This window comes from Pseudomonas sp. 2024-210 (assembly GCF_045062345.1).
Taxonomy (GTDB): Bacteria; Pseudomonadota; Gammaproteobacteria; order Pseudomonadales; family Pseudomonadaceae; genus Aquipseudomonas.
Genome location: NZ_JBJGEJ010000003.1, coordinates 1 through 24,348 on the forward strand (window position 1 = coordinate 1; position 24,348 = coordinate 24,348).

A 24,348-nucleotide genomic window follows, 5' to 3' on the forward strand; every position below is an offset into this window, starting at 1 on the left:
CCCCCGCCCCACCCGACATGCCAGCCTTGCCTGGCCAAGAGGTTTTCTATGTTTGATGTTGTCTCATCCAGCAAATGGCCGACTGGCTTTCTGATTAATCCAAACGCAGAACCTCTCGATCCAAAATGGCTCACCGAATTCAGCAAGATCCCTGCCGCGGCCGTCAGTGACTGTCTGGGCCGCAACGTAGGTGGACTGGGCCTCAAGCCTTTCCACGGCACGCGTCCGATGCTGGGCAGCGCGCTGACCGTACGGGTTCGCCCCGGCGATAACCTGATGATCCTTAAAGCCATGCAAATGGCTCGCCCCGGCGATGTGCTGGTGATTGACGGCAGCGCCGACCTGACCCGTGCCGTGTTCGGCGGCATCATGCGCGCTATGGCGCTCAAGGCTGGCATTGTCGGCGTGGTGATCAACGGTGCCCTGCGCGACCTCGACGAGTGGCAAACCGGTGAATTGCCGGCCTACGCCATTGGCGGCGTACACCGTGGCCCGAGTACGGATGGTGGCGGTGAAATCAACGTGCCTATTTCGTGTGCGGGCATGTTGGTGATGCCCGGTGACTTGATGATTGGCGACGGTGACGGCGTGGTCGCCGCGTCGCGCAGTGAACTGCCGGAATTGTTAAAGCGCTGCCATGATTTGCTGGCCCGTGAACAGGCGACGCTTAAAGCCATTGAAGCCGGCACGCTGGACCCTGACCGTTTTGACGCAATTTTGCGCGCCAAGGGTTGCCCGGTTTAACGGCAAACCCTCACCCCAACCCTCTCCCAGAGGGAGAGGGGGCTGATCAGTGGTGTTACGCGTATCTGCTTCCGCCTTTAGTCCCTCTCCCTCCGGGAGAAGGCTAGGCTGAGAGGGCTTTGATCTGCCTCCGCCTTTAGTCCCCTCTCCCTCCGGGAGAGGGCTAGGGTGAGGGGCTTTTGATCTGCTTCCGCCTTTAGTCCCCTCTCCCTCCGGGAGAGGGCTAGGGTGAGGGGCTTTTGATCTGCTTCTGCCTTTAGTCCCCTCTCCCTCTGGGAGAGGGCTAGGGTGAGGGGCTTCTGGTCTAACAAGGAGGTCTGTGCATGTTCGACTTTTACCCTCAGCTCAAACAGCGCTTTGACGCACTGCGCACCCGGGCCGAGTTTTTCTCCCTTCGCTACGTCAGCGAAGCCGGGCAATACCTGTCAGTGCGCAAGAACGTCGCAGAACCTCCCGCCTTCAAGCACGATCAGGGCGCTATGTTAACGGTTCGCCTGCGCGGCATCGAAGCGTACGCCGCCACCAACGACCTGTCCCAAACCGGCCTGCAAGCCGCACTGGATCGCGCCGAAGCGCAGGCGCAACTGATTGCCGCGCATGCTCTGCTCAATCTGAGCCAGGAGCCGGTGTCCCAAGAACGCGCCGACTATTTCTCGCCCCACCTCGATCAAGCCTTCCCGTCGCTGAACCACTGCTTTGATTTGCTGGCCACCGAATCCGCGGCGGTGCCCAAGGATGAGCGCCTGGTGAGCTGGGTCGTGTCGCTGGGTCTCAACACCGTCGAGCAAATCTACCTCAACAGCGCGGGCGCCGAGTTGCGTCGGGCGCAGCGTTTCGTGTATCCCGGCATGACGGTCACCGCCTACGACGGTCAAGACAGCCAGACCCGCAGCCTGGGCCGTGACAACTTTGGCCAGCAAGGCGGCGTGGATGTCATCAGCCGCTGCGGCTTGATCGGCGCTGCGCCGAACGTCGCCGATCAGGCCCTGCAATTGCTGTTGGCGCCCAATACGCCAGCGGGCAAACGCGACTTGCTGCTGATGCCCGACCAGATGATTCTGCAAATCCACGAATCCATCGGCCACCCGCTGGAACTGGACCGAATCCTGGGCGACGAGCGCAATTACGCGGGCACCAGTTTTGTCAAAACCAGCGACTTTGGCAGCCTGCAATACGGTTCCAACCTGCTCAACGTGACTTTCGACCCTGACATCCCGGAGCAACTCGCCAGTTACAGCCACGACGATGACGGCACACCGGCGCACAAACAATTCCTGATTCGCCAGGGGACGTTGCTGCGACCACTGGGCAGCGCGCTTTCGCAGTTCCGTTCTGGCCTCGAAGGCGTGGCCAACAGCCGCGCCAGCAGCTGGAACCGGCCGCCGATTGACCGCATGGCCAACCTCAATATCGAGCCGGGCGATCAATCGATGGATCAGATGATTGGCGGTATCGAAAACGGGATTTTGATGGCCACTAACCGTTCATGGTCAATTGACGATGCGCGCAACAAATTCCAGTTTGGTTGTGAGTGGGGCCAACTGATCGAAAACGGTGAGCTCAAAGGCGTGGTGAAAAACCCCAACTATCGGGGCATTTCCGAGCAGTTCTGGCGCAACCTCAGCGCCGTGGGTGACGCCAGCACCTTCAAGGTGCTCGGTACGCCGAACTGCGGCAAGGGCGAACCTAACCAGGTCATCCGCGTGGGGCATGCGTCCCCGGCGTGTATGTTCAGTCAAATCGACGTGTTTGGAGGCGATGCCTGATGAGTCCTTTAATGAGTCAGGCCGAGCAGTTCGAGGCGCTGGTGCAGTGGTTGCGCGCTGCGATCAAAGCCCCGGAGCAGTTCACCTTGGGCTACAACGCCGAGTCGTCAGAATTTATCCGCTTCAACAAGGCCAAGGTGCGGCAAGCCGGTCAGGTGCAGCAAGCCAGTTTGAGCCTCAAGCTGATCAACGAGGGCCGTCATGCTGACGTGAGCATCACCCTGGGCGGTAACCCGGCGGTCGATCAACTGCGCTTGGCCCAAGCGCTCAAACAACTGCGCGAGACCTTGCCGCTGCTGCCGGCCGACCCGTACCTGTTGCTTAACCCTGAACCGTGGCACAGCCACAACGTGCAGGCGCAGCCCCTGCCCGATACCGCTGCCGTGCTGGACGATATACGCCGCGCCGCTGACGGCGTCGATTTGGTTGGTTTCTATGCCAGCGGGCCCATCTGCTATGGCTACGCCAGTTCCGAAGGCGCGTTCGGCTGGCATCAGGCCAACAGTTTCAACTTCGACTGGAGCCTGTTCCATAGCAATGGTCAGGCGGTCAAAGCCAGCTACGCCGGAGCCGACTGGGACAGCCAGCGCTTCGCCCAACGCATGCAACTGGCGCGCGAACAGTTAGCGTTTCTGGATCGCCCGGTGAAGGCCTTGGCGCCCGGAGAGTACCGCGCCTACCTGGCCCCGGCTGCGCTGGAAGAGGTGATGAGCCTGCTGAGCTGGGGCAGCTTCTCGGCACAGGCGCTGGCGAGTAAATCCAGCTCGCTGCAAAAACTCTATGCCGGTGACGCTCAGTTAAGCCCGCTGGTGTCATTCGATGAACAGGTCAGCCAGTCGCTGAGCCCGGCCTTTTCCGGCGAAGGCTATCCGCGTCAGGATTTGTCCCTGGTCAAACACGGCAAGGCCAACCAGCAATTGGTCGGTTCACGCAGTGCCGCCGAGTATGGCCTTGAGGTCAACGGTGCCCCGGAGGGCGAAGCACCGAGCGCCCTGGCGATGGCTGCAGGCACGCTGGAACAGGCCGAGATTCTCAAACAACTGGGCACCGGGCTGTACATCAGCAACCTGTGGTACTTGAACTACTCAGACCAGTCTGCGGCGCGACTGACCGGCATGACTCGTTTTGCAACGTTTTGGGTCGAGGACGGCGAGATCAAGGCGCCGGTCAATACCATGCGCTTTGATGACAGCGTCTATAGTCTGCTGGGGTCGCAACTCGAAGCCCTGACCGTGGAACGCGAGTTGCTGCTGTCGGCCAGCACCTACGACCAGCGCCAGACCGCCTCCAACCTGTTGCCGGGGGCGCTGGTTAAACGTATTACTTTGACGTTGTAACGATCTCGTAGCAGCTGCCGCAGGCTGCGTCCGGCGACGTAGTCGTCGTAAATCGGTTGCGTAGCCATCCTGTAAAATCGCGCTCACAGTTTTTACGAATGCTTCGCATCCGGACGCAGCCTGCGGCAGCTGCTACGAAAATCCGGTAAGCCCAATAACAAAGAGGTCCTATGCCCGCACGTCCGGTTCTCAGTCCTGAAACCCTTCGCTGGTTGCCGTGGGTGGTCGCCATCGCTTTTTTCATGCAGTCGCTCGACGGCACCATCCTCAATACGGCCCTGCCCGACATGGCCCGCGATCTCGATGAAAACCCGCTGCGCATGCAAGGTGTGATCGTTGCCTACATGCTCACCGTGGCCTTGTTGATCCCGGCCTCCGGCTGGATCGCCGATCGCTTTGGCACCAAAAAAATCTTTTTCAGCGCCATTTTGCTGTTCAGCCTTGGCTCATTGCTGTGTGCCGCATCTGGCACCCTCAATCAACTGATCGGTGCACGCGTGATTCAAGGGCTGGGCGGTGCCCTGATGCTGCCGGTCGGGCGGCTGGTGGTGCTCAAGGCGTACCCGCGCTCAGAACTGGTGCGCATCATGGGCTTTATCACCATCCCCGGCCTGCTCGGCCCGTTGATCGGGCCGACGATGGGCGGCTGGATGGTGCAATACCTGAGCTGGCACTGGATTTTCTTGATCAACCTGCCCGTGGGGGCATTCGGGTGCTGGGCGGTGTGGCACTTTATCCCTGACCTGCGCGGCAACGAGCGTACCCGTTTCGACGCGTTGGGCTTTGTGCTGTTCGGCGCGGCGATGGTGTTTATCACCATTGCCATGGAAGGCTTGGGCGAGCTGCATTTGCCACACCTGCGGGTGATGCTGCTGTTGTTCGCCGGGATGGCCTGCCTGGCGGCGTACTGGTTGCGCGCAGGCAATATCAGTAACCCGCTGTTCTCGCCCGTGCTGTTTAAAACCAAAACCTTTGCCGTGGGTATTCTGGGCAATCTGTTCGCCCGTCTCGGCAGCGGCGCCTTGCCGTTTCTGGTGCCGTTGTTGTTGCAGGTTGCGCTGGGCTATTCACCGTCGCAGGCCGGCATGAGCATGTTGCCGCTGGCGGGTGCGGCAATGCTGGCCAAGTGGGTGGCGCGTCCGCTGATTGAGCGGGCGGGGTATCGCACCGTGCTCACGGTCAATACGTTTGCGCTGGGGATCATGCTGGCCAGCATGGGGCTGGTCACTGAGCACACACCTTACCCGTTGTTGCTGGGGATGCTGGCCGTGCTGGGCGCGATCAACTCCTTGCAGTTCACGGCGATGAACACCGTGACCCTGATCGACCTCGATGACGCCAGCGCCAGCAGTGGCAACAGTTTGCTGTCGGTGGTGGCGCAATTATCGCTGAGCCTGGGGGTGGCCTGTGCCGGTGCCTTGTTGGGCGGGTTTACCGGCGACGGTGGCGGGGATGGCGTTGACACGGTGCTTGGAGCCTTTCAGCTGACCTTCCTGACCGTAGGGGTCATGGCCATGCTGGCAGCTGCGATTTTCCTGCAACTGTCACCGCAGGACGGGCGCAAACCGAAAGCCAATTCGGAACATGAACTGGATCATTAAGCGTTTTTTGAAGCGATCTGGATGACATCTCGTCCAGAATCTTCTGGCGAAGGGCATGGGACTGGTACACTGCGCGACATTTTGTTTTGCAGGCCAGTCTCGTGACCACCATTGCCACCGCTTTTAATACTCTGCCGCTGTCCGCCGCCATGCTGGCTAACCTCGACTCCCTCGGTTATGCCCAGATGACGCCGATTCAGGCGCAGAGCTTGCCGGTGATCCTCAAAGGCATGGACCTGATCGCTCAGGCCAAGACCGGCAGCGGCAAGACTGCCGCCTTCGGCATCGGCCTGCTGAACCCGATCAACCCGCGCTTCTTCGGTTGCCAGGCGCTGGTTATCTGCCCGACGCGCGAGCTGGCCGACCAGGTCGCCAAAGAAATTCGTCGTCTGGCCCGTGCCGAAGACAACATCAAAGTGCTGACCCTGTGTGGCGGCGTGTCGTTCGGCCCGCAAATCGGCTCGCTGGAACACGGCGCGCACATCATTGTCGGCACACCGGGTCGTATCCAGCAGCATTTGCGCAAAGGCTCGCTGGTACTGGACGGTTTGAACACGCTGGTGCTCGATGAAGCCGACCGCATGCTCGACATGGGTTTCTACGACGCCATCGAAGACATCATCCGTCAAACCCCGGAGCGTCGTCAGACCCTGCTGTTCTCGGCCACTTACCCGGTCGGCATCAAACAGCTGTCATCGAAGTTCATGCGCAACCCGCAGCAAGTTAAAGCGGAAGCGATGCACACCGACAGCCAGATTGAACAGCGCTTCTACGAGATTTCGCCAGAAGAACGCATGGACGCTGTGACCAAAGTGCTCGCGCATTTCCGCCCGCAATCATGCGTGGCCTTCTGCTTCACCAAGCAGCAGGTTCAAGAAACCGTCGACCACCTGACCTCCAAAGGCATTTCGGCGGTCGGCCTGCACGGCGATCTGGAACAGCGCGACCGCGATCAGGTGCTGGCGATGTTTGCCAACCGCTCGACATCCGTTCTGGTCGCCACAGACGTGGCGGCTCGTGGTCTGGACATCGACGCACTGGACATGGTGATCAACGTCGAATTGGCGCGTGATTCGGAAATCCACATTCACCGTGTTGGCCGTACCGGCCGTGCCGGTGAAAAAGGCATCGCGATCAGTCTGGTCGCGCCGTCCGAAGCGCACCGCGCTCAGGCCATTGAGCAGCTGCAAAAAGCGCCGCTTAACTGGGAAACGCTGGACACCCTGAAGTCTCAGGGAGGCGCGCCGCTGCTGCCATCCATGAGCACGCTGGTGATTGGTGCCGGTCGTAAAGACAAAGTGCGTCCGGGCGACATCCTCGGTGCACTGACAGGCGACGCCGGTATCCCCGGCGCTCAGGTCGGCAAAATCGCGATCTTTGATTTCCAGGCCTATGTAGCCGTTGACCGCACCGTGGCCAAACAAGCTGCCCAGCGTCTGAGCGAAGGCAAAATCAAAGGGCGCGTGTTGCGTGTTCGGGTTTTGTAAGACGCTTTAAACGCCCCCTCACCCCAACCCTCTCCCTGAGGGAGAGGGGGCAGATTTATACAACATTCGAAATCACCTCAATCAAGCTCCCTCTCCCTTAGGGAGAGGGCTGGGGTGAGGGCAGCTTTACCGAGGACACCGCTTTGCGTACCACCGACGTTGTGATTATTGGCGCAGGCGCCGCAGGTTTAATGTGCGCGCTGACCGCCGCCGCACGTGGGCGCTCGGTGATGCTGATCGACCACGCCAACAAGGCCGGGAAAAAAATCCTGATGTCGGGTGGCGGTCGCTGTAACTTCACCAACATGTACACAGAGCCCAACAATTTCCTGTCGCAGAACCCGCACTTCTGCAAGTCGGCCCTTGCCCGCTATACGCAGTGGGACTTTATCGAGATGGTTTCCAAGCATGGCGTGCCGTATCACGAGAAGAAACTGGGCCAACTGTTCTGCGATAACAAATCCAGTGACATCCTTGAAATGCTCCTCGACGAGTGCAAACAGGCAGGCGTCAGCCTGCACCTGGGCACCTCGGTTGAGCAGATCGAAAAGACCGATACGGGTTATTGCCTTAACACCACACTGGGTCAGTTGAATTGCCAGTCACTGGTGATCGCCACCGGCGGTCTATCGATTCCGACCTTGGGCGCGACGGGCTTTGGCTATCAAGTGGCCCGCCAGTTTGGCCACACCGTGCTGCCCACGCGCGCCGGTCTGGTGCCGTTCACCATCACCGACCAGCTCAAAGAGATCTGCACCGAACTCTCCGGCACCTCTGTGGACTGTCTGGTGAGCTGCAACGATCAGAGCTTTCGTGAAAACATCCTGTTCACTCACCGTGGATTGAGCGGCCCGGCGATTTTGCAGATTTCGTCGTTCTGGAACCCCGGTGACACGGTTGAAATCAATCTGCTGCCCGATCTGGATGCGCTGGAGTGGTTGCACACCCAGCAGGCTGAGCGCCCGAACAGCGAGCTTAAAACCCTGCTGGGTGAAATTTTCACCAAGAAAATGGCTAACTTGTTGGCTGAACACTGGTTTGTGTCCAAACCCATGAAGCAGTACACGCCGGCTGAATTGGCTGAGGTCGCCGACAAACTGGCGTGCTGGAAAGTCGTCCCCGCAGGTACCGAAGGCTACCGCACCGCCGAAGTCACGCTGGGCGGAGTTGATACCCGCGAGGTGTCGTCCAAGACGATGGAGTCGTTGAAAAGCCCCGGTTTGTATTTCGTCGGCGAAGTGCTGGATGTGAGTGGGCATCTGGGCGGGTTCAACTTCCAGTGGGCATGGGCATCAGGCTACGCAGCCGCGCAATATGTTTAAGGCAGCGGCAAGCATTACGCTTCACGCTGCAAGACGGGTTCTGCATTACAGCTTGTAGCTTGTAGCTTGTAGCTTGTAGCTCCTATACCTTATCCCCACACTTCATCGCTCGCCTTGGTAGGCCATGTCATCGAAAAGCGTTAGTCACTCCCTGCGCCGCCTGTGGGCGCGGGACAAGTTCAGTTACAGCGTTCGTGTCTTTATCGCTTTGACCGGCAGCATGGCTTTTTGCTGGTATCAAGACGAGATGTCGCTGTTGATCCCACTGTTTTTGGGCATCATCGCCAGCGCGCTGTCCGAGACCGATGACAGCTGGCAAGGCCGCCTGAATGCATTGCTGGTCACACTGGTGTGCTTCAGCGCTTCGGCGTTGACGGTCGAGTTACTCTTCCCTTATCCACTGTTGATGGTCTGCGCACTCGCGCTGGCCGCCTTTGCCCTGACCATGCTTGGGGCGTTAGGCGAACGCTATGGTGCGATTGCCTCAGCCACCCTGATTCTGGCTGTGTACACCATGATTGGCGTCGATCAGCGCGGCGGGCAAGTCACCGACTTTTGGCACGAACCACTGCTGCTGGTGGCGGGTGCCGCTTGGTACGGCCTACTGTCAGTGCTGTGGCAGGCGCTGTTTTCCAATCAACCGGTGCAGCAAAGCTTGGCGCGTTTGTTTTGGGAACTGGGCCTGTACCTGAAAATAAAGTCCTCGCTGTTTGAGCCCATCCGCAACATGGATGTCGAGGCCGGGCGACTTGAGCTGGCGCAACAAAATGGCAAAGTGGTGGCTGCGCTCAACACCGCCAAAGAAATCATTTTGCACCGCGTCGGCAACTCGCGGCCGGGCTCCAAGCTGAGCCGTTACCTCAAGCTCTACTTCCTCGCCCAGGACATCCACGAGCGTGCCAGCTCCTCGCATTACCCGTATAACGCACTGGCCGATGCGTTTTTCCACAGTGACGTGATGTTCCGTTGCCAGCGCCTGCTGCGCCAGCAAGGCGTCGCCTGCCAGCGTCTTTCGGAGTCAATCAAGCTGCGCCAGCCTTTCGTCTATGACGACAGCTTTGCCGAAGCCTTGGGCGACTTGCACGCCTCGCTCGAACACTTGCGCATTCAAAGCAACCCGGCCTGGCGCGGGCTGTTGCGTTCGCTGCGGGCGCTGGCCGCGAACCTTGCAACCCTCGACCGGTTGCTCAGCGATGCAAGCAATCCGGACACATTGGCCGATGCTACCGACAGCAGCCTGCTGGATCGCTCACCGCGCAACCTCAAGGATGTCTGGTCGCGCTTGCGTCAGCACCTTACCCCTACTTCACTCATCTTCCGCCACGCGCTGCGTTTGCCACTGGCCCTGAGCATCGGTTTTGCGATGGTGCACTGGATTCACCCCAGCCAGGGCTACTGGATCATCCTGACCACGCTGTTTGTCTGCTCACCCAGCTACGGCGCCACGCGGCGCAAGTTCAGCCAGCGTATTATCGGCACCGCCATCGGCCTGGCGGTTGGGTGGGCGCTGTTCGACCTGTTCCCCAACCCGCTGGTGCAGTCGATGTTTGCGGTGGTGGCCGGGGTGGTCTTCTTTATCAACCGCACCACGCGCTACACCTTAAGCACCGCGGCGATCACGCTGATGATCCTGTTTTGCTTCAATCAGGTGGGCGATGGTTACGGCTTGTTTCTGCCAAGGCTGTTCGACACGCTGGTCGGAAGCGTAATCGCTGCGGCTGCCGTATTCCTGTTCCTGCCCGACTGGCAAGGGCGCCGCTTGAACAAGGTGCTGGCCAATACCTTAAGTTGTAACAGTCAGTATCTGCGTCAGATCATGCATCAATACGCGCAAGGTAAAAGTGACGATCTGGCCTATCGACTGGCTCGACGCAACGCCCACAATGCCGACGCCGCGCTGTCGACCACCCTGGCCAATATGCTGATGGAGCCAGGGCACTTCCGAAAGGATGCCGACATGGGCTTTCGCTTTTTGGTGCTCTCACATACGTTGCTCAATTATCTGTCCGGATTGGGTGCGCACCGTGATACCCAGTTGCCCGCTGAGGTGCGGGAGCAATTGATCGAAGGCGCCGGACGTAAAATTGCCGATAGCATTGACCTGATCGCCCAGGGCCTGAACACCAAACACCCTGTTGCTGTTCAAAGTGACGACGAAGAGGCGCTGGCCAACGAACTTGAGCAAATGCCCGATGACATCGACGAAAACCAGCGTCTGGTGCAAACCCAATTGGCGTTGATTTGCCGCCAGCTCGGCCCCTTGCGCACACTGGCGGCGCACTTGATCAAAGCACCTTAAAACTTGGCGGGAACACACAGGACGCCTACTATCGGGGGCATCGTTTCTATAACAAGGATAAGACTGTGAACACCGACTGGCTGTGCAAACACCACAACGATCTGGGCAAAGAGCAGCTCTACGCCATCCTCGAGCTGCGCTCAAAGGTCTTTGTGGTTGAACAAAAGTGCGCGTATCAAGACGTTGACGGGCAAGACCTGACGGGCGACACCTTGCATCTGATGGGCTGGCAAGACGATCAACTGGTGGCGTATGCGCGCCTGCTCGACCCGGAATCACAGGGCGGTGACGTGGTCATTGGCCGCGTGATCGTGGCCCCCGAAGGCCGTGGGAAAAAGCTGGGGCATACGCTGATGTCCAAAGCCCTGGAGAAAATTGAAGAGTACTGGCCAGAGACGCCGATCTTCATGTCTGCTCAAACGTACCTGACGCCGTTCTATGAAAGCTACGAATTCGTCACTGTCGGCGAACCCTACCTTGAAGACGGCATTGAGCACATCGGCATGCGCCGTGCCGAGACGACTCAGGGATAACCCAGCACCTGTTTGATCTGGGCGACATGTTCGCCCACCCAGGCCTTGTCAATCGGGCCCCAGCTGCGAATCTGATAGCGTCCGGCATGATTGCGGGCGCCATCCTGCTGCTCGAACTCGCAGACCATATCCAGATCGGCCAATGCGGCAATGGTGTCTTGTGCGGTGCGACGCGGCATACCGGTCACCTCGGTCAGGGCCGGCACGCTGCTGGCGATTTGACTGTCAATCAACCAGGCCACATACAAACGCCGGTAGAAACTGCTTTTGGTTTTGCTGACGTCCATCACACACTCCCTATAAATACTGTTTGCCACCGTAGTCGCAGCCTGCGGCAGCGGCTACCGATCAATCCGCTTTCTTGCCCTGCATGTCCCGCCACGTCAGGTACACCCGCAAATCAAACTCCAGCTGGTGATAACCCGGCAGCATGTATTCGCACAGTTTATAAAACGCCTTGTTATGGTCCGACTCTTTGAGATGCGCCAACTCATGGACCACGATCATCTTTAAAAACTCGGGCGCTGCTTCTTTGAACAACGATGCCACGCGCAGCTCTTTCTTGGATTTGAGCTTGGCTCCCTGTACCCGCGAAATGGTGGTGTGCAACCCCAGGGCGCGATGAGTCAGGTCAAGGCGATTATCGAACAGCACCTTATCGAATGAGGGCGCATTACGCAGGTGCTCTTGTTTGAGTTCCAGCGCATAGGCGTACAGAGCTTTGTCGCTTTGCACGGCGTGACGTTGTGGATAACGCTCATTCAAGTAGCTGCCCAATTGATCGCGCTCAATTAATTGGCGTACTTGATCCTGTAAGGTCTGGGGATAAGCCTGAAGGTATTTGAGGACAATCATGAGGCGCAAACCTACAGCGTAAAAGGTCGACAGTGTAACGAATTCGAGAATTAGGTGGTGCCACCACTGTTACGGCCACCTGCTACGCTTTATAAAGAACTCCCTTCCAAGCCTTGGTCTAGACCCTTCAAAGGGGTTTTAGGCCTGTAAGTGCCCATAATTTGAGGCTCGTAATGATCGATTTGGCTACCTGGAATTTGAGCGTTCCTACCGGTAATCCTCCCGCGACCATCACTACCCCGCAGTTGCTCAACGGCTATAAAAACAACTACTTTCACTCACACACAGGCACCTTGTTTTTCTGGGCTCCCGTGACTGGCAGCAAAACCGAAAATGCCATTTACCCGCGCAGCGAATTACGTGAAACCCGCTCGGACGGCGCCTTGCGTAACTGGCTCTACACAGCCTCCGACAACTTTTTGAATGCCACGCTGACCGTCAATCAAGTGCCCTCTTCGGGCAAAGTGGTCATCGGGCAAATTCATGCCTTCCAGAGCACACAACCTATGCTCAAGCTTGAATACCAATACAAGGCCAGCAAAGACAGTGGCAGTCTGGTCGCTAAAGTACGCCTTCGTCCCCATGAAAACTCCCGCGTCGTGACCATCGCCGAAAATGTTCCCTTGGGTAAAAGTTTCACCTACGTGATCAACCTCACGCCCAGCGGCACCCTGAAGATCAAGGCTGCCAACAAACAGTGGGCACGGGACATCAGTGCAACCTGGCGTACCAAACCGCTTTACTTCAAAGCAGGCGCTTACGTGCAGGACAACACAGGAAACAGCAGGGAAGGCGCACAGGTCACCTTCACTAAACTGGATATTGACCACAACAAACTCTGAGAAACGAACAGCAAAGTCAGACGTTTATCCTGAAAAAAGCAGGATGTTTCCGAGAAAGTGCGTTCACCTCAAGCGCGGCTTGCGGCATGGAAAGTCACGGGGCTATCTTCTTGAGTCGCCGTGGCCTCTGGCTCAAATGATGATCCCTGTGGAGAACACATGAAAGCTTCCAAGCCAAAACGCCCCCGGCGCGATGATCATAAACACGATGAAGCCACCCGGCGCATTCTGGATGATCTGAGCGCCAACCCTCCTTGCATCGATACACTCCAACCGACTCAAGCGCAGCCTGTCGGTGTGCAATCACCCTTTGCCGTAGTGGCGGATGTCAGTGCTCTGGCGGCCTTGCAGCATATCTCCATCATGCTTAAAAGCGCGGAAGAAGTGTCCGATGAAATCACCGAGCGGGGCAGCGGGCTGGAGCGCGGGCTGGTGTGGTCGCTGGTGCATTCGGTAGAGATGTCACGTTCGCTGGTGAATGCCTTGCTCAGGGGCAACGGTATAGACCCGCAAAGACAACCCTCTCCCTAACCCTCTCCCAAAGGGAGAGGGGACTGATTGGGGGATATTGACGCTTTTTAGCAAGAGCTAAATTGACCACTGAATCCATGTTTGTCATGGATGAACGCTACAACTCGGTCAGTTCCCTCTCCCTCCGGGAGAGGCGTGGTGAGGGGTTTTCTGAAAGCCACAAAAAAACCCGCATCTCTGCGGGTTTTTTTGAAGCGCCAGGTCTTAGTTGACCTTGGCGTTCAGCTCACCTTTCAGGTAACGCTGGTACATGGCTTCGAGGGAGATCGGCTTGATCTTCGAAGCATTGCCTGCGGTACCGAACGCTTCATAACGAGCGATACACACATCACGCATGGCGGTCACGGTTGCGCCGAAGAACTTGCGCGGGTCGAACTCGCTTGGGTTGGTGGCCATCAGGCGGCGCATGGCGCCAGTCGATGCCAGGCGCAGGTCAGTGTCAATGTTGACCTTACGCACGCCGTGTTTGATGCCTTCAACGATTTCTTCGACCGGCACACCGTAGGTTTCTTTGATGTCGCCGCCGTATTCGTTGATGATCTTCAGCCACTCTTGTGGCACCGACGACGAACCGTGCATCACCAAGTGAGTGTTCGGAATGCGCTTGTGGATTTCTTTGATACGGTCGATCGCCAACACGTCGCCAGTAGGCGGCTTGGTGAATTTGTAAGCGCCGTGCGAGGTACCGATGGCAATGGCCAGGGCATCCACTTGAGTGCGCTTGACGAAGTCAGCGGCTTCTTCCGGGTCGGTCAGCATCTGGCTGTGATCCAGAACGCCTTCTGCGCCGATACCGTCTTCTTCGCCAGCCATGCCGGTTTCCAGAGAACCCAGGCAACCCAGCTCGCCTTCAACCGACACACCGCAAGCGTGCGCCAGCGCAACAGTTTGCTGCGTCACACGAACGTTGTAGTCGTAATCGGTCGGGGTTTTGCCGTCTTCGCCCAGCGAGCCGTCCATCATCACCGAGCTGAAGCCCAGTTGGATGGAACGCTGGCACACGTCAGGGCTGGTGCCGTGGTCCTGGTGCATGCACACCGGGATATGCGGGAATTCTTCGATGGCAGCCAGGATCAAGTGGCGCAGGAAAGGAGCACCTGCGTACTTGCGCGCACCGGCCGAGGCCTGAACGATCACCGGAGAGTCAGTCTTGTCAGCGGCTTCCATGATGGCGCGCATCTGCTCAAGGTTGTTGACGTTGAAAGCTGGAACGCCGTAACCGAATTCGGCGGCGTGGTCCAACATCTGGCGCATGCTAATAAGTGCCATGGTACGTATCTCTCCCGGACGAGGGTCGTTAATCGTGCAAGCCTGCCGTAGCGGCGGCTGCTATTCAAGTTATTGCAGATCGGGGGTTAGCCGACTGCGGGCATTCATCATCTGTAGCCGCTGCCGAAGGCTGCGAAAAGGTTCGCAGAACCTTCGCTTTTCAAAAGCGCGACCCCTGCGGGCTCGATCGCAGCCTACGCCAGCGGCTACCGGTATTAAGGCGTTACGGGCACCCGCGCTCTTTGGAAGGTTGGGGTGTCTCGTATTTTTCCAACGCTTCAGGCCCTGATCGCTTATTGACCAGTGGCACACTCTGCGCCTGCCAGTCTGCCTGGTAGCAGCCGCTCTCTTCGGGCGTAGCCGCTTCGGGCGACGGTTCAGGTGAACCGGCGCAACCGGCCAAAAAGCCCGCAATGATTAACAGCGGTAACACCTTGACCATGTCCATGCTTCCTTTCAGGGCCTGCATCACATTCAACCTTTGGCGCGGCTTTCCAGCACTTCAACGGCAGGCAGTACTTTGCCTTCAACGAACTCAAGGAACGCTCCGCCGCCGGTCGAGATGTAGGAGATTTGATCAGCCACACCGTATTTGTCGATGGCGGCCAAGGTGTCGCCACCGCCCGCAATGGAGAACGCCGAGCTGTCAGCAATGGCATGGGCCAGTACTTTAGTGCCGTTACCGAACTGGTCGAACTCGAACACGCCCACCGGGCCGTTCCACAGAATCGTTTTAGAGGATTTCAGCAGTTCGGCGAAGTTGGCTGCAGTTTGCGGGCCAATATCCAAAATCATGTCGTCTTCAGCCACATCAGCGACTAATTTGACTGTCGCGGCAGCGCTTTCAGCAAATTCCTTGGCAACCACCACGTCAACAGGTAACGGTACGTTGACCTTGGCCGCGATGGCGCGGGCGGTATCCAGCAAGTCCGGCTCGTACAGCGATTTGCCCACCGGGTGACCGGCAGCGGCGAGGAAGGTGTTGGCGATGCCGCCACCCACAATCAGCAGGTCGCAAATCTGGCTCAGGCTGTTCAGCACGTCGAGCTTGGTCGACACCTTGGAGCCGGCAACAATGGCAGCCATCGGCTTGGCCGGAGCACCCAGCGCCTTGCCCAGCGCATCCAGTTCAGCCGCCAGCAATGGGCCTGCAGCGGCCACCTTGGCGAACTTGGCAACGCCATGGGTCGAACCTTCAGCGCGGTGAGCCGTGCCGAAGGCGTCCATCACAAACACGTCGCACAGTGCGGCGTATTGCTTGGCCAGTTCGTCGGCGTTTTTCTTTTCGCCCTTGTTGAAGCGCACGTTCTCGAACAGCACGATCTCGCCGGGTTTAACGTCAACGCCATTGAGGTAATCGCTCACCAGTGGCACTTCGCGGCCCAAGGCCTTGCTCAGGTAATCAGCCACTGGCTTGAGGCTGTTTTCAGCTGAGAACTCACCTTCAGTCGGGCGCCCCAAATGCGAGCAGACCATGACCGCCGCGCCTTTTTCCAACGCCAGCTTGATGGTCGGCAGCGAAGCAAGGATGCGCGCATCGCTGGTGACTACACCGTCCTTTACCGGGACGTTGAGGTCTTCGCGGATCAGTACGCGTTTACCTTGCAGATCGAGGTCGGTCATCTTCAACACGGTCATGGGTCACAATTCCTGAGTTTCTAATGTTATGGAGCAGATTGGGGTTGAGTAACGTGCAGATAGTGCTCTGCCACATCGATCATTCGATTGGCAAATCCCCACTCGTTGTCGAACCAGGCCAGCAGGTTCACCAGCCGGGGGCCGGAAACACGGGTCTGACTGGCATCAACAATCGCCGAATGCGGGTCATGGTTGAAATCACAACTGGCGTGCGGCAATTCGGTATACGCCAACAAGCCTTTGAGCGGGCCGTGGGTGGCAGCCTCGCGCAGTACACGGTTAACTTCTGCGGCGTCAGTGTCGCGCGCCGTGATCAGGGTGATGTCGAGGCACGACACATTCAAGGTCGGCACCCGCACGGCTTTGGCCTGAATTCTGCCAGCAAGTTCCGGTAATAAACGTTCAATGCCTTTCGCCAGGCCTGTGGACACCGGAATCACTGACTGAAACGCCGAACGTGTACGACGAAGATCTTCGTCATGGTAGGCATCAATCACCGGCTGGTCGTTCATCGCCGAGTGAATGGTGGTGATCGACACGTATTCCAGACCGAACGCCTGATCCAGCAAACGCAACAGCGGTACACCGCAGTTGGTGGTGCAGGACGCGTTTGAGATTAGACGCTCTTCGCCGGTCAGGCTTTGCTGGTTCACGCCGAACACGATGGTGGCGTCCACATCCGCCTCACTGCTCATCGGTTGCGAAAACAAGACAGCAGGTGCCCCGGCGTCGAGAAAACGCTGACCATCGGTGCGAGTGTTGTAAGCGCCGGAGCATTCCAGCACCAGATCGACGCCCAACGAGGCCCAGTCGATACCTTCAGGAGTGGCACTGCGGAACACTTTCACGCAGTCGCCATTGATATGCAGGCAGTCGCCTTCGATCCGTATCTCGCCCGGAAACCGGCCGTGAGTGGAGTCGAAACGCGTCAAATATTCGAGACTGGCCATATCGGCCAGATCATTGAGTGCAACAATTTCAAACCCGGCAGCAGCCCCTCGCTCAAACAACGCACGCAAGACGCAACGGCCAATCCGGCCATAGCCGTTGAGTGCAACTTTGTAAGGACGCGGTTGAGGCATGGGGTTCTCTTATCAGGGCGGGCAGTCAATGCAAAATCCTGTAGCCGCTGCCGAAGGCTGCGATGGGTTGCGCAGCGACCTTTTTGAAACGAAGGTCGCGCGGCCCTTATCGCAGCCTGCAGCAGCGGCTACAGAGGGACTTACTTAGTCTTCCAGCAGCTCTTCAGCCTGACCCAGGATGTTTTCCAGAGTGAAACCGAACTCTTCGAACAACGCCGGCGCAGGCGCCGACTCGCCGTAGGTGGTCATGCCAATCACGCGGCCTTCCAGACCGACGTACTTGTACCAGTAGTCAGCATGGGAAGCTTCGATGGCAATACGCGCGCTGACTTGCAGCGGCAGAACCGACTGCTTGTAGCCCGCGTCCTGAGCTTCATAAACGCTGGTGCAAGGCATCGACACAACACGCACCTTGCGACCTTGTTCAGTCAACTTTTCCCAAGCCTGAACAGCCAGGCCCACTTCGGAACCGGCCGAGATCAGGATCAGTTCAGGCTCGCCTGCACAATCCTTCAGCACGTAACCACCGCGGTTGATGTCGGCAATTTGCCCGGCATCACGGGTTTGGTGGTTCAGGTTCTGACGCGAAAAGATCAGCGCCGAAGGGCCGTCGTTGCGCTCTAGTGCGAATTTCCAGGCCGCTGCGGATTCCACCGCGTCGGCTGGGCGCCAAGTGTCCAGGTTCGGCGTCGTCCGCAGGCTGGTCAGTTGCTCAACCGGCTGGTGCGTTGGGCCGTCTTCGCCCAGACCGATTGAGTCGTGGGTGAACACATAGATCACGCGCTGCTTCATCAGGGCCGACATGCGGATCGCGTTACGGGCGTATTCCATGAACATCAGGAAGGTTGCGCCGTAAGGCACCAGACCACCGTGAACCGCGACGCCGTTCATGATGGCGCTCATGCCGAACTCGCGTACGCCGTAGTACATGTAGTTACCGCTGGCGTCTTGCGCCGAAACGCCTTTGCAGCCTTTCCACAGGGTCAGGTTGGAACCGGCCAGGTCGGCCGAACCGCCCAACAGCTCTGGCAACAGCGGGCCAAAGGCGTTCAGGGTGTTCTGGCTGGCTTTACGGCTGGCGATGGTCTCGCCTTTGGCCGCAACTTCGTTGATGTAGGCAGTGGCCTTGGCATCAAAGTCAGCCGGCAATTTTCCGCTCAGACGGCGGGACAACTCAGCCGCCAGCTCCGGGAACTCGGCCGCATAGGCGGCGAAACGTTTGTCCCACTCGGACTCAACCGCCGCACCGGCTTGTTTGGCATCCCATTCGGCGTAGATATCAGCCGGGATTTCAAAAGGACCGTGGTTCCAGTTCAGCGCAGTACGGGTCAGGGTGATTTCGTCGTTGCCCAGTGGAGCACCGTGGCAATCTTCCTTGCCCTGCTTGTTCGGCGAACCGAAACCGATTGTGGTTTTGCAGCAGATCAGCGTTGGCTTGTCGCTTTTGCGAGCGGTTTCGATGGCGGTTTTGATTTCTTCCGGATCGTGCCCGTCCACGTTGCGGATCACTTGCCAGTTGTAGGCTTCAAAACGCTTAGGCGTGTCGTCGGTGAACCAGCCTTCCACTTCGCCGTCGATGGAGATGCCGTTGTCGTCGTAGAACGCGATCAGTTTGTTCAGACCCAACGTGCCGGCCAACGAGCCCACTTCGTGGGAAATGCCTTCCATCATGCAGCCATCACCCATGAACACGTAGGTGTGATGATCAACGATGTCGTGGCCTGGACGGTTGAACTGCGCGCCCATGACTTTTTCTGCCAGGGCGAAACCCACAGCGTTGGCAAAACCCTGACCCAATGGGCCAGTCGTGGTTTCAACGCCCGGCGTGTAGCCCAGTTCCGGGTGACCCGGGGTACGGCTGTGCAACTGGCGGAAGCTTTTCAGATCGTCAATCGACAGGTCATAGCCGGTCAGGTGCAACAACGAATAGATCAACATCGAACCGTGACCGTTGGACAGCACGAAGCGGTCACGGTCTGCGAACGACGGGTTGCTCGGGTTGTGCTTCAGATAATCGCGCCACAGTACTTCGGCGATATCCGCCATACCCATAGGGGCACCTGGATGGCCGCTGTTGGCTTTTTGCACGGCATCCATGCTGAGTGCACGAATGGCGTTGGCACGCTCACGACGGCTGGGCATCGCTGTTCTCCTGGGTATTTAATAAATAAAACGAAACGGAAAAAAGGCGAGCATTTTCCCTCACCCACTGCCGCTGGGCAATGACAGATAGTCGCTTGAGGCGTTTTTCCTGTGCTTAACCGTTCCACCTGTTAAGGATCGGACATTTCATTTCGTTATTTCACTCACGTCTTCCGACAAACGCACCCTCCATCCATCAATATCAAAAAGTTTTGATATTGAACTTGCGAGCGGCGAACCGGGTAACTAGACTGCGGCCCCATGAACCTACGCGTACCTTCAATCCGTCATGACGATTGCGATGAGCTTTCCGCCCTGTGCAAGGCCGGTGGCGACCCGCTGCGACTGAATGTACTGCGTGCACTGGCCAACGATTCGTTCGGCGTGCTGGAACTGACGCACATTTTTGCAACCGGCCAGTCCGGCATGAGCCATCACCTCAAGGTGTTGTCCCAGGCCGGGCTGGTTGCAACACGACGTGAAGGCAACGCGATTTTTTATCGTCGCGCCCTGCCCCATACGGATCAGCTGGGCGGCAAACTGCACGCGGCCCTGCTCGAAGAAGTCGACAACCTGACCTTGCCCGCCGACGTGCTCGCGCGCATCAGTGCCGTACACGGACAACGGGCAGCGGCCAGTCAGGACTTTTTCTCGCGCATCGCCGAAAAATTTCGCGCTCAACAGGATTTGATCGCAGGTTTGCCACAGTACCGGGATAGCGTCCTGGCCTTGTTGGATAAACTGAGCTTCAACCCAGCGGCTACGGCCCTGGAAGTGGGCCCCGGGGACGGCAGTTTCCTACCCGATCTGGCCCGTCGCTTTCATCAGGTCACGGCACTGGACAACAGCCCTGTGATGCTTGAGCTGGCCCGCCAGCTATGTGAACGCGAGTCATTGAAGAACGTCAGGCTGATCCTGGCTGACGCGTTGCAGGATGCACAGATCCACGCCGATTGCGTCGTTGTGAACATGGTCTTGCACCATTTCGCCGCACCGGCCGAAGCACTCAGGCAACTGGCCAATCTGCTGCAACCTGGCGGTAGCCTGCTGGTAACAGAGTTGTGTAGCCATAATCAGGCGTGGGCCCGCGAAGCTTGCGGTGACCTTTGGCTTGGTTTTGAACAAGATGATCTGGCCCGTTGGGCCACCGCTGCGGGACTCGTTCCCGGGGAAAGCCTCTATATAGGCTTACGTAATGGTTTCCAGATTCAGGTCCGCCACTTTCAGCGGCCTGCTGGCGACACTCACCATCGGTAAATATTAGGAAACCGTCGAGATGAGCGAATACTCCCTTTTCACCTCCGAGTCCGTGTCTGAAGGGCATCCGGACAAAATCGCCGACCAGATTTCTGATGCGGTGCTGGACGCTATCATTGCCGAAGACAAGTTCGCCCGCGTGGCGTGCGAAACTCTGGTGAAAACCGGCGTAGCAATCATCGCCGGCGAAGTGACCACGTCGGCCTGGGTTGACCTGGAACAGATCGTTCGTGACGTGATCACTGACATCGGCTACACCAGCTCCGACGTGGGCTTCGACGGCGCAACCTGCGGCGTGATGAACATCATCGGCAAGCAATCGCCTGACATCAATCAGGGTGTTGACCGTGCCAAGCCTGAAGATCAGGGTGCCGGCGACCAGGGCCTGATGTTCGGCTACGCCAGCAACGAAACCGACGTGCTGATGCCAGCACCGATCACCTTCTCGCACCAGCTGGTTCAGCGTCAGGCCGAAGCCCGTAAATCCGGCCTGCTGCCTTGGCTGCGCCCGGATGCCAAGTCGCAAGTCACTTGCCGTTATGAAGGCGGCAAGGTTGTAGCCATCGACGCCATCGTGCTGTCGACCCAGCACAATCCGGAAGTCTCCAACAAAGACTTGCGTGAAGGCGTGATGGAACTGATCGTCAAGCACGTGCTGCCCGCTGAACTACTGCACAAAGACACCCAGTTCCACATCAACCCGACGGGCCAGTTCATCATCGGCGGCCCGGTAGGCGATTGCGGCCTGACCGGTCGCAAGATCATCGTGGACACCTACGGCGGCATGGCCCGTCACGGCGGCGGCGCGTTCTCGGGCAAAGATCCATCGAAGGTTGACCGTTCGGCCGCCTACGCCGGTCGTTACGTGGCCAAGAACATCGTGGCTGCTGGCTTGGCTGAGCGCTGCGAGATTCAGGTTTCCTACGCTATCGGCGTCGCTCAACCGACTTCGATTTCGTTGAACACCTTCGGCACCGGCAAAATCTCTGACGAGAAAATCATCAAGCTGGTTCGCGATGTGTTCGACCTGCGTCCATATGCGATCACCACCATGCTGGATCTGCTGCACCCGATGTATCAGGAAACCGCAGCCTACGGCCACTTTGGTCGCACGCCGCAAACCAAGACAGTGGGCAATGACACCTTCACCACGTTCACGTGGGAGCGCACTGACCGCGCTGAAGAGCTGCGCTCTGCCGCTGGTTTGTAAGTAACCCTGCTGCACCCAAAAGCCCCGGACAGGCGACTGTCTGGGGCTTTTTCATGCACCTGAAACACGGTGCAATGCACGCTCCCCCTGCGCCAAAAAGTCTTCACTAGCCTTAAGCGTTTACTCCGGGCAGGGACGCTCATCATGTTGGCCAGATTCTCTTTTCTCAGCGGGCTTTTGCTCGCCCTTTCAGCCGTTCACACGCAGGCGCAAACATGCCCCGACAAGTCGGCCTACCAAGCGCTACAACAACAGCTTAAAAGTTGGGACGACAGCTATCACCGCCTTGGCCTGTCTCAGGTCAGCGATGCGATTTACGACGCCTCCCGCACGCGGTTTGAACACTGGCAAACGTGCTTCAAAGATTTGCCTGTGGACAACCCGCTGCACACAGCCGGCGGGCCAGTGACTCACCCCGTGGTGCAAACCGGTCTGGCCAAACTGGCGGATGACAAGGCGATCAAAGCATGGCTCAAAGGCCGAAAGGACGTGTGGATTCAACCCAAAGTGGATGGTGTGGCTGTCACGCTGGTCTATCACCAAGGGCGTTTGCAACAAGTCATCAGCCGGGGCGATGGTGTTCGGGGGCAAGACTGGAAGCGTTCGGCGCGCACCATCAGCGCCATCCCCCAACAGCTACCGCAGCCTGTGGACATCGTGCTGCAAGGCGAACTGTACTGGCGCTTGCCCGGCCATATTCAGGCAGCAGCAGGCAGCGTCAATGCCCGTAGCAGCGTGGCTGGCCTTATGGCACGCCAACACCTGAGCGTCGAACACGGTCAAGGCATTGGCCTGTTTGTCTGGGACTGGCCTGAAGGTACGGGCACCCAAGCCGAACGACTGCACCACCTGAGCACGCTGGGCTTTGCTGACAGCCTGGCGTATAGCCAGCCCATCGAGCATGTCGAACACGCCAAACACTGGCGCGAACGCTGGCACACCACCGCTCTGCCGTTTGCCAGCGACGGCGTGGTATTACGTCAGAGCCAACGACCCATTGCGCAACGCTGGCAGGCCAAACCACCGAACTGGGCCGCCGCCTGGAAGTATCCTCATGCGCAGGCCGTGGGCGAAGTGCGCAAGGTCACCTTCAACATCGGTCGTACCGGGCGCATCACACCGATGCTTGAGTTGACCCCGGTGCGACTCGACGACCGCACCATCAAACGTATCAGTACCGGTTCGCTGCAACGCTGGCAGAGCCTGGACATCCGCCCCGGCGATCACGTGGCCATCAGCCTTGCTGGCCTGACCATTCCCCGATTGGACAGTGTTGTGATCCGTGCCAGCGAACGCGTTGAAGTGCTGCCACCCAACCCCAATAATTTCCATGCATTGAGTTGCTGGCAAGCGACGCCGGGGTGTGAAAGCCAGTTTGTGGCCCGATTGAATTGGCTCAGCGGTAAAAAAGGTTTGGCCCTGCCATTTGTCGGGCCGGGCACTTGGAACACCTTGATTCAGACAGGGCGAGTCACCAGCCTGCTGGATTGGTTGACACTGGATGCCGCACAGCTTGCTAACATTGATGGCTTGGGCGAGCGCCGCATTGCCCGCCTGCTGAATAGTTTGCAGCAAGCACGCCAACAACCGTTCGAGCGCTGGGTCAAAGCAATCGGCCTGCCACCCACCGGCGACGTGCCACTGGGTCAGTCATGGCAAGGGTTGGTGGCTCGCGATGCACAGGCCTGGCAGATACATCCGGGCATCGGGGAGCAGCGTGCGGCGCAACTGCATGCATTTTTGCGTGACCCGAACGTACTGGCTTTAAGTGAACAATTACGTGCTGCGGGAATTGCCGGCTTTGACTAGACGCGCTTCAACCCGCAGCATTGCCTTTTAAATCGTGTTTATTGTCATCTTTTGCCATGGAGCTCTTTATGAAACTTCTTTCACCCCTCGCCTTGTTTACTGTTTGCGGCTTGCTGGCTGCACCGTTGATGGCGGCTGAACAGGCGCCGGAACTGACCGGTTGTGCGGCCAAGAAGCACGAAATCTCTCAACAACTTGAGCAGGCTCGCGCCCACGGCAACAGTCCTCAGGTGGCGGGTCTGGAAAAAGCCCTGAGCGAAGTGGATGCCCATTGCACCGACGCGGGCCTGAAGAAAGAGCGCGAAAACAAGGTGTTGGACGCCAAGCACGAAGTCAGCAAACGCCAGGCGGATCTGGACAAAGCCATGAAAAAAGGCGACCCGGAAAAAATCGACAAGCGCAAAACCAAGCTGGCTGAATCGCGTAAAGAACTGCAAGAAGCGCTGGATCAGTTGGATAAGTAAGGCTGCAAAGTCCCTCACCCCAACCCTCTCCCAAAGGGAGAGGGGGCTGATAGGCAGTGCCCTCTCCCAAAGGGAGAGGGGGCTGATAGGCAGTGATTTCAAGTCAGCGTGCGGTCAGCCCCCTCTCCCTCCGGGAGAGGGGGGTTGATAGGCTGTGATT

At 58.3% G+C, this 24,348-nt stretch carries 21 protein-coding genes; 14 read left to right on the top strand and 7 right to left on the bottom strand.

Annotated elements, in window-relative coordinates; all coding sequences use genetic code 11:
• The first annotated feature begins 48 nt into the window (after positions 1-48).
• The 8 genes from ACI7MX_RS04630 to ACI7MX_RS04665 all read left to right on the top strand — a co-directional run bounded on the left by ACI7MX_RS04630 (position 49) and on the right by ACI7MX_RS04665 (position 11,089).
• On the top strand, positions 49-744 hold the full coding sequence (locus tag ACI7MX_RS04630) for an RraA family protein (protein ID WP_122785430.1): 696 nt from the start codon (positions 49-51) through the stop codon (positions 742-744).
• Between the two features lie 323 nt (positions 745-1,067).
• The gene (locus ACI7MX_RS04635) at positions 1,068-2,510 is read left to right on the top strand and encodes a TldD/PmbA family protein (protein WP_405584561.1); all 1,443 of its coding nucleotides are present in this window, start codon (positions 1,068-1,070) and stop codon (positions 2,508-2,510) included.
• The gene (locus ACI7MX_RS04640) at positions 2,510-3,847 is read left to right on the top strand and encodes a TldD/PmbA family protein (RefSeq protein WP_405584558.1); all 1,338 of its coding nucleotides are present in this window, start codon (positions 2,510-2,512) and stop codon (positions 3,845-3,847) included. The genes ACI7MX_RS04635 and ACI7MX_RS04640 overlap by 1 nt, the downstream gene beginning before the upstream one ends.
• A gap of 170 nt (positions 3,848-4,017) precedes the next feature.
• Complete coding sequence (gene mdtD, locus ACI7MX_RS04645) at positions 4,018-5,448, top strand: multidrug transporter subunit MdtD (protein WP_314491637.1); 1,431 nt, start codon at positions 4,018-4,020, stop codon at positions 5,446-5,448.
• A gap of 149 nt (positions 5,449-5,597) precedes the next feature.
• Positions 5,598-6,935 (top strand): ATP-dependent RNA helicase DbpA, encoded by a 1,338-nt coding sequence (gene dbpA, locus ACI7MX_RS04650; protein WP_233609082.1) that lies wholly within the window; start codon positions 5,598-5,600, stop codon positions 6,933-6,935.
• 143 nt (positions 6,936-7,078) lie between these two features.
• Positions 7,079-8,257 (top strand): NAD(P)/FAD-dependent oxidoreductase, encoded by a 1,179-nt coding sequence (locus ACI7MX_RS04655; RefSeq protein WP_405584555.1) that lies wholly within the window; start codon positions 7,079-7,081, stop codon positions 8,255-8,257.
• A 124-nt stretch (positions 8,258-8,381) separates the two neighbouring features.
• Positions 8,382-10,556, top strand: a complete 2,175-nt coding sequence (yccS, locus tag ACI7MX_RS04660; RefSeq protein ID WP_153377917.1) for a YccS family putative transporter — start codon at positions 8,382-8,384, stop codon at positions 10,554-10,556.
• Between the two features lie 65 nt (positions 10,557-10,621).
• The gene (locus ACI7MX_RS04665; protein WP_405584551.1) at positions 10,622-11,089 is read left to right on the top strand and encodes a GNAT family N-acetyltransferase; all 468 of its coding nucleotides are present in this window, start codon (positions 10,622-10,624) and stop codon (positions 11,087-11,089) included.
• Here ACI7MX_RS04665 and ACI7MX_RS04670 read toward each other — a convergent pair.
• Positions 11,080-11,376, bottom strand: coding sequence for a helix-turn-helix domain-containing protein (locus ACI7MX_RS04670; protein WP_122785438.1), 297 nt, complete (start codon positions 11,374-11,376; stop codon positions 11,080-11,082). The genes ACI7MX_RS04665 and ACI7MX_RS04670 overlap by 10 nt on opposite strands.
• A 61-nt stretch (positions 11,377-11,437) precedes the next feature.
• Positions 11,438-11,944, bottom strand: coding sequence for a M48 family metallopeptidase (locus ACI7MX_RS04675; protein ID WP_314491625.1), 507 nt, complete (start codon positions 11,942-11,944; stop codon positions 11,438-11,440).
• A gap of 173 nt (positions 11,945-12,117) precedes the next feature.
• Here ACI7MX_RS04675 and ACI7MX_RS04680 point away from each other — a divergent pair, with 173 nt between their 5' ends.
• Positions 12,118-12,786 carry a polysaccharide lyase family 7 protein gene (locus ACI7MX_RS04680; protein ID WP_405584547.1) on the top strand — a complete coding sequence of 223 codons (669 nt, stop codon included), beginning with the start codon at positions 12,118-12,120 and terminating at the stop codon, positions 12,784-12,786.
• A 159-nt stretch (positions 12,787-12,945) separates the two neighbouring features.
• On the top strand, positions 12,946-13,317 hold the full coding sequence (locus tag ACI7MX_RS04685; RefSeq protein ID WP_314491619.1) for a hypothetical protein: 372 nt from the start codon (positions 12,946-12,948) through the stop codon (positions 13,315-13,317).
• Positions 13,318-13,521: 204 nt separating this feature from the next.
• Here the strand turns inward: ACI7MX_RS04685 and fba are convergent, their stop codons facing one another.
• From fba to tkt, 5 genes are all read right to left on the bottom strand, one after another.
• Positions 13,522-14,586: a class II fructose-bisphosphate aldolase gene (gene fba / locus ACI7MX_RS04690; RefSeq protein ID WP_047278209.1), complete on the bottom strand. Its 1,065-nt coding sequence runs from the start codon at positions 14,584-14,586 to the stop codon at positions 13,522-13,524.
• A gap of 223 nt (positions 14,587-14,809) precedes the next feature.
• Positions 14,810-15,028, bottom strand: a complete 219-nt coding sequence (locus tag ACI7MX_RS04695) for a hypothetical protein (RefSeq protein WP_405584637.1) — start codon at positions 15,026-15,028, stop codon at positions 14,810-14,812.
• A 32-nt stretch (positions 15,029-15,060) separates the two neighbouring features.
• A complete protein-coding gene (locus ACI7MX_RS04700) occupies positions 15,061-16,224 on the bottom strand; it encodes a phosphoglycerate kinase (RefSeq protein WP_405584542.1) in 1,164 nt (387 codons plus the stop codon).
• Between the two features lie 26 nt (positions 16,225-16,250).
• Positions 16,251-17,306 (bottom strand): erythrose-4-phosphate dehydrogenase, encoded by a 1,056-nt coding sequence (epd, locus tag ACI7MX_RS04705; RefSeq protein ID WP_405584539.1) that lies wholly within the window; start codon positions 17,304-17,306, stop codon positions 16,251-16,253.
• 144 nt (positions 17,307-17,450) lie between these two features.
• Positions 17,451-19,448, bottom strand: coding sequence for a transketolase (gene tkt, locus ACI7MX_RS04710; RefSeq protein WP_405584536.1), 1,998 nt, complete (start codon positions 19,446-19,448; stop codon positions 17,451-17,453).
• A 261-nt stretch (positions 19,449-19,709) separates the two neighbouring features.
• On the opposite strand from tkt, the gene ACI7MX_RS04715 reads away from it, so the two are divergent.
• The 4 genes from ACI7MX_RS04715 to ACI7MX_RS04730 all read left to right on the top strand — a co-directional run bounded on the left by ACI7MX_RS04715 (position 19,710) and on the right by ACI7MX_RS04730 (position 24,188).
• Positions 19,710-20,705, top strand: coding sequence for an ArsR/SmtB family transcription factor (locus ACI7MX_RS04715; protein WP_405584533.1), 996 nt, complete (start codon positions 19,710-19,712; stop codon positions 20,703-20,705).
• 19 nt (positions 20,706-20,724) lie between these two features.
• The gene (gene metK / locus ACI7MX_RS04720; RefSeq protein ID WP_122785446.1) at positions 20,725-21,915 is read left to right on the top strand and encodes a methionine adenosyltransferase; all 1,191 of its coding nucleotides are present in this window, start codon (positions 20,725-20,727) and stop codon (positions 21,913-21,915) included.
• 144 nt (positions 21,916-22,059) lie between these two features.
• Positions 22,060-23,724, top strand: coding sequence for an NAD-dependent DNA ligase LigB (ligB, locus tag ACI7MX_RS04725; protein ID WP_405584529.1), 1,665 nt, complete (start codon positions 22,060-22,062; stop codon positions 23,722-23,724).
• Positions 23,725-23,792: 68 nt separating this feature from the next.
• Positions 23,793-24,188, top strand: a complete 396-nt coding sequence (locus ACI7MX_RS04730) for a DUF1090 domain-containing protein (protein WP_314486639.1) — start codon at positions 23,793-23,795, stop codon at positions 24,186-24,188.
• Positions 24,189-24,348: the final 160 nt, after the last annotated feature.

Excerpts from the sequence above, each read along its gene's own strand:
- ACI7MX_RS04630 (WP_122785430.1), top strand. The coding sequence starts at position 49 with ATGTTTGATGTTGTCTCATCCAGCAAATGGCCGACTGGCTTTCTGATT.
- ACI7MX_RS04635 (WP_405584561.1), top strand. The coding sequence starts at position 1,068 with ATGTTCGACTTTTACCCTCAGCTCAAACAGCGCTTTGACGCACTGCGC.
- ACI7MX_RS04640 (WP_405584558.1), top strand. The coding sequence starts at position 2,510 with ATGAGTCCTTTAATGAGTCAGGCCGAGCAGTTCGAGGCGCTGGTGCAG.
- mdtD (WP_314491637.1), top strand. The coding sequence starts at position 4,018 with ATGCCCGCACGTCCGGTTCTCAGTCCTGAAACCCTTCGCTGGTTGCCG.
- dbpA (WP_233609082.1), top strand. The coding sequence starts at position 5,598 with ATGCTGGCTAACCTCGACTCCCTCGGTTATGCCCAGATGACGCCGATT.
- yccS (WP_153377917.1), top strand. The coding sequence starts at position 8,382 with ATGTCATCGAAAAGCGTTAGTCACTCCCTGCGCCGCCTGTGGGCGCGG.
- ACI7MX_RS04670 (WP_122785438.1), bottom strand. The coding sequence starts at position 11,376 with ATGGACGTCAGCAAAACCAAAAGCAGTTTCTACCGGCGTTTGTATGTG.
- ACI7MX_RS04675 (WP_314491625.1), bottom strand. The coding sequence starts at position 11,944 with ATGATTGTCCTCAAATACCTTCAGGCTTATCCCCAGACCTTACAGGAT.
- ACI7MX_RS04680 (WP_405584547.1), top strand. The coding sequence starts at position 12,118 with ATGATCGATTTGGCTACCTGGAATTTGAGCGTTCCTACCGGTAATCCT.
- ACI7MX_RS04685 (WP_314491619.1), top strand. The coding sequence starts at position 12,946 with ATGAAAGCTTCCAAGCCAAAACGCCCCCGGCGCGATGATCATAAACAC.
- fba (WP_047278209.1), bottom strand. The coding sequence starts at position 14,586 with ATGGCACTTATTAGCATGCGCCAGATGTTGGACCACGCCGCCGAATTC.
- ACI7MX_RS04695 (WP_405584637.1), bottom strand. The coding sequence starts at position 15,028 with ATGGTCAAGGTGTTACCGCTGTTAATCATTGCGGGCTTTTTGGCCGGT.
- ACI7MX_RS04700 (WP_405584542.1), bottom strand. The coding sequence starts at position 16,224 with ATGACCGTGTTGAAGATGACCGACCTCGATCTGCAAGGTAAACGCGTA.
- epd (WP_405584539.1), bottom strand. The coding sequence starts at position 17,306 with ATGCCTCAACCGCGTCCTTACAAAGTTGCACTCAACGGCTATGGCCGG.
- tkt (WP_405584536.1), bottom strand. The coding sequence starts at position 19,448 with ATGCCCAGCCGTCGTGAGCGTGCCAACGCCATTCGTGCACTCAGCATG.
- ACI7MX_RS04715 (WP_405584533.1), top strand. The coding sequence starts at position 19,710 with ATGAACCTACGCGTACCTTCAATCCGTCATGACGATTGCGATGAGCTT.
- metK (WP_122785446.1), top strand. The coding sequence starts at position 20,725 with ATGAGCGAATACTCCCTTTTCACCTCCGAGTCCGTGTCTGAAGGGCAT.
- ligB (WP_405584529.1), top strand. The coding sequence starts at position 22,060 with ATGTTGGCCAGATTCTCTTTTCTCAGCGGGCTTTTGCTCGCCCTTTCA.
- ACI7MX_RS04730 (WP_314486639.1), top strand. The coding sequence starts at position 23,793 with ATGAAACTTCTTTCACCCCTCGCCTTGTTTACTGTTTGCGGCTTGCTG.